This window comes from Pseudomonas fulva NBRC 16637 = DSM 17717, from assembly GCF_000730565.1.
GTDB lineage: Bacteria > Pseudomonadota > Gammaproteobacteria > Pseudomonadales > Pseudomonadaceae > Aquipseudomonas > Aquipseudomonas fulva.
In genome coordinates this window covers 46,798-58,417 of record NZ_BBIQ01000027.1, presented here as the reverse complement: position 1 = coordinate 58,417, position 11,620 = coordinate 46,798, and the positions used below count along the sequence as shown (strand labels likewise).

The 11,620-nt window shown below is 58.9% G+C and carries 9 protein-coding genes and 5 tRNA genes; 5 read left to right on the top strand and 9 right to left on the bottom strand.

What is annotated here, in order from left to right; genetic code table 11:
* On the top strand, nucleotides 1–2,053 hold a 2,053-nt coding region (locus PFU01S_RS20450; RefSeq protein WP_042139867.1), incomplete at its 5' end, for an RHS repeat-associated core domain-containing protein.
* Between the two features lie 750 nt (nucleotides 2,054–2,803).
* The gene (locus tag PFU01S_RS20445; RefSeq protein ID WP_028687856.1) at nucleotides 2,804–3,067 is read left to right on the top strand and encodes a PAAR domain-containing protein; all 264 of its coding nucleotides are present in this window, start codon (nucleotides 2,804–2,806) and stop codon (nucleotides 3,065–3,067) included.
* 448 nt (nucleotides 3,068–3,515) lie between these two features.
* Here the strand turns inward: PFU01S_RS20445 and PFU01S_RS20440 are convergent.
* The 5 genes from PFU01S_RS20440 to PFU01S_RS20420 form a co-directional block, all read right to left on the bottom strand.
* Nucleotides 3,516–3,591: transfer RNA gene (locus PFU01S_RS20440), tRNA-Gly, on the bottom strand.
* Nucleotides 3,592–3,676: 85 nt separating this feature from the next.
* Nucleotides 3,677–3,752, bottom strand: a tRNA-Gly gene (locus tag PFU01S_RS20435).
* Between the two features lie 2 nt (nucleotides 3,753–3,754).
* Nucleotides 3,755–3,830: transfer RNA gene (locus PFU01S_RS20430), tRNA-Glu, on the bottom strand.
* A 92-nt stretch (nucleotides 3,831–3,922) separates the two neighbouring features.
* Nucleotides 3,923–3,998, bottom strand: a tRNA-Gly gene (locus tag PFU01S_RS20425).
* Nucleotides 3,999–4,002: 4 nt separating this feature from the next.
* Nucleotides 4,003–4,078, bottom strand: a tRNA-Glu gene (locus PFU01S_RS20420).
* 325 nt (nucleotides 4,079–4,403) lie between these two features.
* Between PFU01S_RS20420 and PFU01S_RS20415 the strand changes: the two genes are divergently transcribed.
* Nucleotides 4,404–5,171 (top strand): hypothetical protein, encoded by a 768-nt coding sequence (locus PFU01S_RS20415; RefSeq protein ID WP_028687855.1) that lies wholly within the window; start codon nucleotides 4,404–4,406, stop codon nucleotides 5,169–5,171.
* Between the two features lie 55 nt (nucleotides 5,172–5,226).
* On the opposite strand, the gene PFU01S_RS20410 is transcribed toward PFU01S_RS20415, so the two are convergent.
* Both PFU01S_RS20410 and PFU01S_RS20405 read right to left on the bottom strand, forming a co-directional pair.
* Entirely contained in the window at nucleotides 5,227–5,709 is a 483-nt protein-coding gene (locus PFU01S_RS20410) for a free L-methionine (R)-S-oxide reductase MsrC (RefSeq protein WP_027914332.1), read from the bottom strand.
* Complete coding sequence (locus PFU01S_RS20405; RefSeq protein ID WP_028687854.1) at nucleotides 5,706–6,596, bottom strand: ATP-binding protein; 891 nt, start codon at nucleotides 6,594–6,596, stop codon at nucleotides 5,706–5,708. Before PFU01S_RS20405 ends, PFU01S_RS20410 begins: the two co-directional genes overlap by 4 nt.
* 194 nt (nucleotides 6,597–6,790) lie before the next feature.
* On the opposite strand from PFU01S_RS20405, the gene PFU01S_RS20400 reads away from it, so the two are divergent.
* Complete coding sequence (locus tag PFU01S_RS20400; RefSeq protein ID WP_027914330.1) at nucleotides 6,791–9,145, top strand: response regulator; 2,355 nt, start codon at nucleotides 6,791–6,793, stop codon at nucleotides 9,143–9,145.
* Here the strand turns inward: PFU01S_RS20400 and PFU01S_RS20395 are convergent.
* Nucleotides 9,135–9,623, bottom strand: a complete 489-nt coding sequence (locus PFU01S_RS20395) for a glutathione peroxidase (RefSeq protein WP_028687853.1) — start codon at nucleotides 9,621–9,623, stop codon at nucleotides 9,135–9,137. The genes PFU01S_RS20400 and PFU01S_RS20395 overlap by 11 nt on opposite strands.
* A gap of 13 nt (nucleotides 9,624–9,636) precedes the next feature.
* Nucleotides 9,637–10,032, bottom strand: coding sequence for a peptide-methionine (R)-S-oxide reductase MsrB (msrB, locus tag PFU01S_RS20390; RefSeq protein WP_025338187.1), 396 nt, complete (start codon nucleotides 10,030–10,032; stop codon nucleotides 9,637–9,639).
* Between the two features lie 167 nt (nucleotides 10,033–10,199).
* On the opposite strand from msrB, the gene PFU01S_RS20385 reads away from it, so the two are divergent.
* Nucleotides 10,200–11,411 (top strand): pyridoxal phosphate-dependent aminotransferase, encoded by a 1,212-nt coding sequence (locus PFU01S_RS20385; RefSeq protein ID WP_027914328.1) that lies wholly within the window; start codon nucleotides 10,200–10,202, stop codon nucleotides 11,409–11,411.
* The last annotated feature ends 209 nt before the right edge of the window (nucleotides 11,412–11,620 follow it).

Below are 11,620 nucleotides of genomic sequence, written 5' to 3'. Positions count from 1 at the left end.
GTACGACCCCGTGGGTCGCTTGATCAGAGAGACGGGCTTCGACAAGGAGGCTATCGACTATCTCTACGACAACAGCAGTGACTTACCAACCAGGCGCCTCGATGGTGACCGTATCACCCACTTCGAATACGACCCAATGGGCCGTCTGGTCGAGAGCAGCGCGGGCGAACGCGGTGGCAAAGTTTGGGAAACCGAAACCTTCGCCTATGACGGCAATGGCCGCTTGCTACTCGCCGAGAACCAAGCCTGCAAGCTGCAGTGGTTCTATGACGCGGCGGGTAACAACACCCGTGAACACCAGCACTTCAACTACATGCAGCAGCCGAAGGTCGCGGTGTTCACCCATGAATACGACGCGCTTAATCTGCGCATCGCCACCACCCGGCCTGACGGCCACCGGGTCAGCTGGCTGACCTATGGAAGCGGTCATCTGCTGGGGCTGAAATTTGACGACCGTGAACTGCTCAACTACCAACGCGATGATCTGCATCGGGAAATTGGCCGGGAGCAGGGCAATGGCCTGGTACAACGCCAGACTTGGACTCCGAACGGCCAATTGCTCGAACAGACATTGGCACACCACGGCGCTACCAAGCGCATCGCCATGCGCAGCTATCGGTACGACGAGGCTGGCCAGCTCACTCATATCAATGACCTGAATCGCGGGGACCTCCGATACCGATACGATCCCGTGGGGCGGCTGCTCGAAGCCAGGCTCAACTATGACAAGGAGCTTTTTGCCTTTGACCCAGCGAGCAACCTGCTCGACCCTCAGGCACCACCTGGGCCTAATCCGCATTCACCACGCAAGATCCGCGACAACATACTGCGCAGCTACTGCGGGACACAGTATCGCTACGACGAGCGCGGCAACCTGCTGGAGCGAATCGAGAATGGCAAAGCAGGCCACTTCACCTGGGACCTCTACAACCGGCTACGAAGGTACGAAGATGACCGGCTGATTGTCGATTTCGCGTATGACGCACTTGGCCGTCGTCTCTACAAGAACTCTCGCTCCAAGTACAGGGATCGCCCGCAGGCAGGTCCGATATGGAACGAAAACGCTCGACGGCAGCGGGATGAAGAACTGGGCTGTGGGTTCACCTGGTTCACCTGGGAAGGTGACACGCTCGCAACGGAGTGTCGTGACCGGGAGGAACGGGGTGGTAGTACCACCCACTACGTGTTTGAACCTGAGACATTCGTTCCCGTGGCGCAGGCGGTGATCAATTCGACGCTCGATTTGTTACCACAACCTACCTACGGCGACCACTACGACATTGATCGAGATCCAGTATGGCTGCACAAGCCAAATCCAACGCTGGTAGGCACGTTTCCCTGGTACCAGTGCGATCAGCTCGGTACGCCCATGGAAATGACGGATGAGGACGGCAATATTGCATGGAGCGGAACCTATAAAGCGTGGGGATTTACTGATGAAAAGCGAAGTAACAACACCGAGCTGCTCAAGATCGACAATGCCATACGCTTCCAAGGCCAGTACTTCGACGTTGAAACTGGTCTTCATTACAACCGCTATCGCTATTACGGTCCCGAGGCAGGCCGTTTTACTGCAAAAGACCCGATTGGCTTCATTGGCGGACTTAATACTTATTCCTACGGCGCCAACCCTCTTTCATGGGTAGATCCGCTCGGACTAGCAGGCAATAAAGCAAATCGACGAGCAGGAGCTATACTTCAGAACATTGATAGCAAAGGAGGCGGGCACGCAAACTCTCGACACGGCGCAGGCACCACTCTATCTCAACAAGAGCATAGGGCGATCACGGACATACCGCCAGATTGCCCATGTATAAAAAATCCAAAACCGACAGACTCCACACGATTCTTAAGCAATATTGACCAACTGGACGCAATTCAACGTGGAAATGCACAAATGAACACCAATGGCAGCAATAGTGCAATTCTCAACATGAATCGTATAATTGGTGAAGGATACCGGGCAGGCGGCGGGAGCCGACAAGAAACAGCGACTGCTGTAATAGTCCGGAGAAACAACAACATCTTAACAGCATATCCAAAACTCCCATGAAAACAGTTAATATTAGTTACATCCACTACCTATATTACCCTTTAATCTCGATGACGGATGATGAGCTTAGCGCATTTCAAATAAATGAAAACAAAGATAGGGCTACCCTGTTCCGACTAATGCGCCTAACGCTTGAGCAATTTGGCCCTAAAACCAAATCAAATATCTCCGACTGCCTCGAATACATTATATCCACGTGCAATCATGAAAAATATTGGCGCCAACTAGTGCCACACGAAGTACCTCTTGACGAAGTCAAGAACAAGCCAGAGTATTTAGATTTATTGTATCGCTCGCTTTTTGATCGAGCACCTACACCATGCAAAAACGAAGTTATTATCTCAGAAGGAATTCCTCTTGAAGGACTGACGACAAAAGACTGATTTTTATTTTCGCCAGTCCACAGGTGCAACCTATAGACTGGCGAGCTTTTAAAAACACCCCCAATTAACTAGGATGCGACGACAGAGAGGATATTGCGTTCTTCAGCCCTGCATACCCAGACCGTTTTAAGAGAAAACTCAGCAGCCCCATATTTTGGCAATTTCAGGAGGCGCCCCCAAGACAAGGCATTAAACTCCCGACAACCCCAAACCCTCAAGTGATACTTTATTAAGCCCACCTAAAACCTAGGCCCCACGATTACCTCAACACCTACCCGTAAATTTTTTACTTAGACGTAAAAGCGAGCTCACGAATTAAAACCAAACACCGGATTCAGCCCCCTCAACAAACAGGAACTTAACCACAATGAAGAAAATAGTTCGACTCGGCGACATGACCGACCACGGGGGAACAGTTGTTAGTTCCATCCCTCACACTAACCTCAACGGCAAACCTATGGCCGGCAAAAGCAACATGGTGTTCTGCCCGCTATGCAAGGGCGAATTCCCCATCATCGAGGGTAGTGGCACCTACCGCGTTAACGGCGTGCCCGTCGCGCTCGACGGCATGAAGACTGCGTGCGGGGCAAGCTTGATAGCCAGTGCCTCACACGGCAGCGTCCATCGCTGAGTCAACCCGGCAATTTGCCGGATACGCGAACCTCGGTACCTTTGCCACTCACGCTTGGGGCCAATGTCATCAAGATCTTGGCTCGCTTGCCCAGCCAATAGAAACGAGGTGCCCCTGCCTGGCACACACGAACAGTGCCGGCCCATTGGTGCTTGTGGGGGTGCGGTGCTTGCCAGTGGATTACGCCTGGCGGACAGCGGTGTCGATCAATGGCGCGCGCACATCTTCATGTCTCGCAAGACCGAGTAGACGTACATTGATGCCAGCGCCCTAGCCCCGCCCCGCCATCAATGCGCTAGGCCAAATACCCACAATCGCTATACTCAAAAACGTACTTAGCATTCGTGGCTTTTGATGGACTCAGGCAGGCTGCACTGAAACGAAAAAAGACGCCGAAGCGTCTTTTTTCGATAATCTACGAGCCCAAAGGATGCTGTAGACCGATATTTGGAGCGGGAAACGAGACTCGAACTCGCGACCCCGACCTTGGCAAGGTCGTGCTCTACCAACTGAGCTATTCCCGCAAAGTGAAGCTTTACAACCCTTGGCGTGAAGCGCCGATACGACCTTCACCACCACTGCACCGCATAGACGCCACAGTATTCAAACTGGAGCGGGAAACGAGACTCGAACTCGCGACCCCGACCTTGGCAAGGTCGTGCTCTACCAACTGAGCTATTCCCGCAATGGCGTCCCCTAGGGGACTCGAACCCCTGTTACCGCCGTGAAAGGGCGGTGTCCTAGGCCACTAGACGAAGGGGACACACAACACTTTTCAGTGCACCAGTACATGAACCTCACGATCCAGACTGGATTTTCTTTTCCTGCCGCGCCGCGAGGCACTGCCGGAGAAACTGGAGCGGGAAACGAGACTCGAACTCGCGACCCCGACCTTGGCAAGGTCGTGCTCTACCAACTGAGCTATTCCCGCAATATGGCGTCCCCTAGGGGACTCGAACCCCTGTTACCGCCGTGAAAGGGCGGTGTCCTAGGCCACTAGACGAAGGGGACACGCTGCTGGCATTGCTGCCTGCTTTCACTCCCTGCTGCGTTCTGCTGTGTGCTTTACGCTGCAAGTGGCGCGCATTCTATGGAGGGATGGATAGGCCGTCAACCCTTTTGTAGAAATTTATTTAAATCAATGACTTCCCGCCCTGCCGCCCCAGCTTGCGCAGGCGCTAAACGAAGCCCGAGCTGAATTTCTGACGTCAGCGCAGCGTAAATATGCCAGCATTCAGCCACTGGGCATGCGGCCGATAATGAACACAGGCTGTCAGGGTTTACGCAACCTCGCCCCTACACTCAATGATGCAATCCATTTCATGAGGCATTCACGGTGACACCACTTCTGATCACCCTGCTCGTCGTGGCGGGTATCGCACTGCTGATTCTGATTGGCTACCTCAATAACGTGGTCGAGAACGGCAAGCTCGAGCGCGCTCGATTGAAGATAGAACTGGCCGATCGCCTGCGTCGCTGTGGCGAAATCAGTGAAACCTTCCCCGGCCAGTACATGACCCCTGGGCTGAAATTGCTGCTGACCCGGCTGGAGCTGAACGTCAACCAGCGTCAGCTTGCCCTGGACAAGCACAATGCCGACATCAAGGCGCGCATCGCCGAAGTTGAAGCGCTGATCGCCAAAGGCGAGCAGATACCGGTCAACAACCCACCCAGCCCGATCCTGACCGAAGCCAAGGCCAAGGACGTGCGGTTTCTGCTCGAAGCCTTGCACAACCAGATCACCCGCGCCGCGCAAGAAGGCTTTCTACCTGCTCTGGAAGCCAAGCACTGGCTCAAGGAAATCCGCCACATCCTGGTATTGCTGCACATCGAGTTCTTCAACAACCTCGGCCAACAGGCCTTGCAGAACGAGCAGCCCGGCCAGGCTCGCCTGGCGTTCGAACGGGGCGTGCAGTACCTGCGCAAGCAACCGGAGCCCAAGGTCTACGAAGAGCAGCTGACGTATCTTGAAAAACTGCTGGCGCGGGTGAATGCCCAAGTGCTGGATCAGCTGGCGCCGACCGAGGACGAAGATAACGAGCTGACCGAAGGCTTGAAAACCGACGACGAAGAGACCTGGAAGAAGAAGGCGATGTACGACTGAACCGGGTGCTCGTACCGGCGGCGCAGGCGCGCCGTCGATACGTGCTCAAGGGCGATCAGCAGTCAGTCAGTTCCAGAAAAATCGCCACCAGCTGCTCAAGCCCTGCCTGATCGGCTTCACTGAAACGCCCGATCGTGGGGCTGTCCAGATCCAGCACGCCCACCAGCCTGCCCGCCTTGATCAGTGGAATCACCAGCTCGCTGTTGGACGCGCTGTCGCAGGCAATGTGCCCGGCAAAGGCGTGCACGTCTTCTACCCGCTGGGTTTGGCGCGTGGCTGCTGCGGTGCCGCACACCCCTTTGCCAAAGGGAATGCGCACGCAGGCCACCTGGCCCTGGAACGGGCCGAGTACCAGCTGTTCATCGCGATTGATGTAAAACCCCGCCCAGTTCAGGTCTTCGATCTGGTGATAGACAAAAGCCGAGAATTGCGCGGCGTTGGCGGTGAAGTCACGCTCGTCGGCGAACAGCGCCTGTACTTGCGCCGCCAGCAAGGCGTAGCCGTCCAGGCCAGCACCACTGGCATTGAGATCGATCATCGGGTTTGCTCCAGCAATTGCAGCCCGACCCAATAGCGGGCGAACTGATAGGCACATCGGCCATTACGATTGCCGCGGCCGGTAGCCCAGCGCACGGCGAGTATGTCCAGGGCTTCGTCACGCTGCCAGCGCAGCCCGGCCGGGCGCGCGAGCTGGCCGATCCAGTGCTCGACCACATCGAGGAAGTGCTCCTGGCTGAACGGGTAGAAGGACAGCCACAACCCAAAGCGGTCGGACAAGGCGATCTTGTCTTCCACGGCCTCATTGGGGTGCAACTCGCCATCGACCATCTGCCAGTTTTCGTTGTCGCTCTGTTTTTCTGGTACCAGGTGGCGGCGGTTGGATGTGGCGTACAACAGGACGTTATCCGGGGCCTGCTCAAGCGAGCCATCGAGCACGCTCTTGAGTACCCGGTAGTCGCCCTCCCCCGCCTCGAACGACAGGTCGTCGCAGAACAGGATGAAGCGCTGCGGCAATTTCTGCAGTTGCTCCACCACCCGCGGCAGGTCGGCCAAATGGTCGCGCTCGATCTCGATCAAGCGCAGCCCCGCTGCGGCGTGCTCGGCCAGCAGCGCACGCACCAGCGAGGACTTGCCTGTGCCCCGCGAGCCCCACAGCAACGCGTGGTTGGCAGGCAGGCCACTGATGAACTGATGGGTGTTGCGGCCAAGCTGGTCACGTTGCTGGTCGACACCGATCAGGTCGCTCAGGCGGATATCCAGGCTGACCTCAAGCGGCATCAGGTAGCCACTGCGGCCATCGCGCTGCCAACGGGCAGCCAGGGTCGCGGACCAGTCTATCTCGGGACGCGCTGCCGGCAGCAGCGGCTCGAGACGGGCCAGCACCGTTTCGGCGCGGTCCAGAAAAGTAATCAAGCGGGCGTCCATGACGACTCCTACACAGTCGAATTCGGGTTGGCGGGTGGCCCGTTATCCTAGAACCGCCTAGTAAAGTCACGACGGCACGTAGCACCGTGCCATGGCGTACAAGGCGATTGAGCAATCAAACGGCCAGCCCAGGCGCTCAGCCTGATCAGGGCTGAAAATGTGACAGACCCGCCAGCAGCCGCGATCGATCGGCTATGCTTGCGCAGCGCAAGGAATGTGGAACCGGCTCGGGACTCATGGATATCAAGTTCACCAATCGCCTGTCATACAAGCAAGCCCGGTTGACAGTCCTGGTTGGCTTCATCCTGGGAACATTGCTCAGTCTTGTCCAGATCGGCATCGATTATGCCAGCGAAGACGCCTCGATCAACCGCGAAGTGCGTGCGCTGCTGCAAATCAGCCACAACCCGGCCTCGCGCATCGCCTACAACATCGACTCGGAGCTGGCACTGGAACTGACACGGGGGCTGCTGGAGTCGCCTGCCATCGTGCGCGCGCGGTTGATCGACAACAACGAGACGGTGCTGGCAGACGTGGAACGGCCGCGACTCGAAGACCGTTACAGGCCGATCAGCGACTTTCTGTTCGGCGATCACCGTCAACTGCGCGACCCCCTGTTTCTCACCCACATGCCCGACGAGTACCTGGGCACGCTGTACCTGGACGTGGACACCTACCCCTTCGGCCGGCGCTTTCTCGACCGCGCCGGCCTCACCCTGCTCAACGGCTTTGCCCGCAGCCTGGTGCTGACAGGCCTGTTGCTGGCCCTGTTCTACATGATGCTGACCAAGCCGTTGGTCACGGTGATCGGTGCGCTGAGCGGCGGCGATGCGCGCAAGCCCCTGCAGGGACGACTGCAATGCCCGCCCGGTCATGAGCACGATGAAATCGGCGTGCTGGTGAAAGTGGCCAACCAGCAGTTCGTCAGCATGTCCACCGAGATCGAGCAGCGCCGTACGGCCGAGAATCGGCTCACCCAGTACCTCAACGAGCTGGAAAACATCGTTGCGGCCCGTACCGATGAACTCAAGGCGAGCAACGACAACCTCAGCCTGACCAACCAAGAGCTTGAGCAAGCCCGGCGTCGGGCGCTGGACATGGCCCATGCACGGGCTGCGTTCCTGGCCAACATGAGCCACGAGATCCGTACGCCCCTCAATGGGATGCTCGGCATGATCGCCCTGGCGCTGGACAACCCGCTGCCAGGTGAGCAGCGCCAGCAGCTGACCATTGCACACGACTCCGGGAAAGTCCTGGTCGAACTGCTCAACGATATCCTCGATCTGTCGAAATTCGATGCAGGCCAGCTCGAGCTAGAACGAATCCCCTTCGACATGGCGACCCTGGTCGAGGACACCGCTAGCCTGCTGTCGCAGAACGTGGCCCAGGGGGTCGAACTGACTTGCCTGATTGCCCATGACTTTCCGGCAAGCGTATTGGGCGACCCTACGCGGGTGCGCCAGATCGTCGGCAACCTGTTGTCCAACGCGTTGAAATTCACCCGCTTCGGACGGGTGGACGTCAGGCTTGAGCCGATGATCGGCGGCGTGCGCCTGGAAGTCCGGGATACCGGCATCGGCATCCCGGAAGAAGCGCAAGCGCGTATCTTCCAGCCCTTCACCCAGGCTGGCGCAGGCATCACGCGTCAGTACGGCGGTACCGGCCTGGGACTGGCCCTGACCCGTAACCTGTGCAAGGCCATGCATGGGCATCTGCATATTCGGTCCCAGCCCGGTTTTGGCAGCCGTTTCACTGCAGAACTCCCCCTCAACGCCTGCGCCAAGGCCGATACACCCGAGCCTTTGCACGCCAGCGTGGCTGCACTGACCGCAGCGGGCAGCGGCCTGCATGAGCTGATGCTTGGCCTGTTACCGGCCTTGGGCCTGGCGTATGCACGGCACGACGGCATTGACACCGTAGCAGGCGCAACCGACCTGCTGATACTCGACGATGTGCAGGCGCTGCCCGAGGTGCGCAGGGTTTCGCAGGTACCCATCCTGCTCGTCACTGCCTACGGCAACTTCCTGCCCAGCGAACAGGCCTTGGCCATGGCCCCCCTGCATCAGCTCGCACGCCCGCTGACCCGTGGGGCGCTGTACCAGACGCTGCATCGGGTATTGCAAGGACACGATGCCGAGCACCCACTGGCAACCCCACCCCCCGCTACAGCCAAAGGCCGGGCGCGCATCCTGCTGGTGGAGGACAACCCCGTCAATCAGCTGGTGGCCAAAGGCATGCTGGCCAAGCTGGGGTGCCAGGTGGAATTGGCCACGCAAGGAGTCGAAGCCCTGGCGCGGCTAGAAGAGGAAGCCTTCGACCTGGTGCTGATGGACTGCAACATGCCGGTGATGGATGGCTACGAGGCCACCCGGCGCATCCGTGAGCGCGGCCATTGGCCAGGGCTGCCCATTGTCGCGCTCACCGCCAATGCGATGCCCGAGGAGCGCGACCGCTGCCGAGCCGCCGGTATGGACGATTACCTGGCCAAGCCGTTCCGGCGCGAGGACCTGCTGGCCGTGGTCGATCGCTGGGTGCCGGTCAGCGGCTGAGCAGACGCTCGATGTCCGCCTCCAAGGCCTGCGGCTTGGTGGTCGGTGCATAACGCACCACCTGGCCGCTGGCCGGGTCGAGCAGGAACTTGGTGAAGTTCCACTTGATCTTCTGGCTACCCAGAATGCCAGGCGCCCGCTGCTTGAGCTCGGCGAACAAGGGGTGGGTGCCTGGGCCGTTGACCTCCACCTTGCGAAACAGCGCAAAGCTCACGCCGAAATTGCGCTGGCAGAACTGCGCGATGTCACGCGCCTCGCCAGGCTCCTGCTTGCCGAACTGATTGCAGGGAAAGCCCAGCACCACCAGCCCGCGATCACGGTACCTCTGCCACAGCTGTTCCAACCCGGCGTATTGCGGCGTGAAGCCGCACTGGCTGGCGGTGTTGACCACCAGCACGGCCTTGCCTGGGAAGTCGCCCAGCTTCTTGTGTTCGCCTGCAAGGGTGACACAGGGAATATCCAGCAGCGATGCGGCCATGTTCGAGCTCCGGTCAGTCACGAGGGCGCAAGTCGATGCACACCGAGTTGATGCAGTAGCGCAGCCCGGTCGGTGGTGGCCCGTCGGGGAACACGTGGCCAAGGTGAGCATCGCAGCGGGCACAGGTCACCTCGGTGCGGATCATGCCGTGGGAGGTGTCGCGGATCTCGATCATCGCGCTATCCTCGATGGGGGCGTAGAAGCTTGGCCAACCACAGCCCGAATCGAACTTGGTCTGGGCATCGAACAACGCCAGACCGCAGCAGATGCAGTGATAGATGCCGTCGCGGCGCTCGCTGTTGTACTTGCCGCTGAACGGCCGCTCGGTGCCTTTCAGACGGCACACCTGGTATTGCTCGGGGTCGAGCATCGACCGCCACTGTTCCAGGGTTTTCTCGATCTTTTGCATGGGGCTCCCTCGGCAGGCTCAATTTCACCCTGCGCCGTCTTTTCCGGGGCGCGGGTGGCACGTATATTAGTTGGCTTCGTGTGCAAGGCGTTCAGTCTCGCACCCGCTTTGTGCCCTTACAAACCTTTCGGCCGGGCATAGCGCGTTTTCTCAATCGGGATTCCATCATGCAGTTCAGCAAATCGAACAAGCTCGCCAATGTTTGCTACGACATTCGCGGCCCTGTGCTCAAGCACGCCAAGCGTCTGGAAGAGGAAGGCCACCGCATCCTCAAGCTGAACATCGGCAACCCGGCGCCGTTCGGTTTCGAGGCGCCCGATGAAATTCTGCAGGACGTGATCCGCAACCTCCCTACCGCGCAGGGCTACAGCGATTCCAAAGGCCTGTTCAGCGCACGCAAGGCGGTGATGCAGTACTGCCAGCAAAAGGGCATCGAAGGCGTCGGCATCGAAGATATCTACCTGGGCAACGGCGTGTCCGAGTTGATCGTCATGTCGATGCAGGCCCTGCTCAACAACGGTGACGAGGTGCTCATCCCCGCCCCCGACTACCCCCTGTGGACGGCAGCCGTAAGCCTGGCCGGCGGCAAACCGGTGCACTACCTGTGCGACGAGCAGGCCGACTGGTTCCCCGACCTGGAGGACATCAAGGCCAAGATCACCCCCAACACCAAGGCACTGGTCATCATCAACCCCAACAACCCAACGGGCGCGGTGTATTCCACAGCGCTGTTGCGGGGCATGCTGGAGCTCGCTCGCCAGCACAACCTGGTGGTGTTCTCCGACGAAATCTACGACAAGATTCTTTATGACGAAGCGGTGCACATCAGCACGGCCTCCCTGGCACCGGACCTGCTGTGCCTGACCTTCAACGGCCTGTCCAAATCCTACCGCGTGGCAGGCTTTCGCTCCGGCTGGTTGATCATTTCCGGGCCCAAGCATCATGCCCTGAGTTACATCGAAGGCATCGACATGCTGGCCAACATGCGCCTGTGCGCCAACGTGCCGGCCCAGCATGCCATTCAGACCGCACTGGGTGGTTACCAGAGCATCAACGACCTGGTGCTGCCACCGGGGCGCTTGCTAGAACAGCGCAACCGCACCTTCGAGCTGCTCAACGACATCCCCGGGGTGAGCTGCGTCAAGCCCATGGGCGCGCTGTATGCGTTCCCGAGGATCGACCCGAAGGTCTGCCCGATCCTCAACGACGAGAAATTCGCCTTGGACCTGCTGCTGTCCGAGAAACTGCTCATCGTCCAGGGCACTGCGTTCAACTGGCCTTGGCCGGACCATTTCCGCGTAGTGACGCTGCCCCGCGTAGATGACCTGGAAGCGGCCATCGGGCGGATCGGCAATTTCCTCAGGACCTATTCGCAGTAAGCACACGCGCCGCTGGCGCTCACAGAGGGCCGACACTCTGGTTGCAGCTGTGAGCGCTGGCAGGGCCGCCTCAGGAAAAGGACGGCCCTGCGCGCGCTGTAGCATGTTTCTTACATCCTGCAATGCTCTATCCCACAGCCGGCTTCCCCTCCTCTGCCATACTGCGGCTTACACAGTTTGAAATAGTCCGTCGATTGAATCCCGGCGGC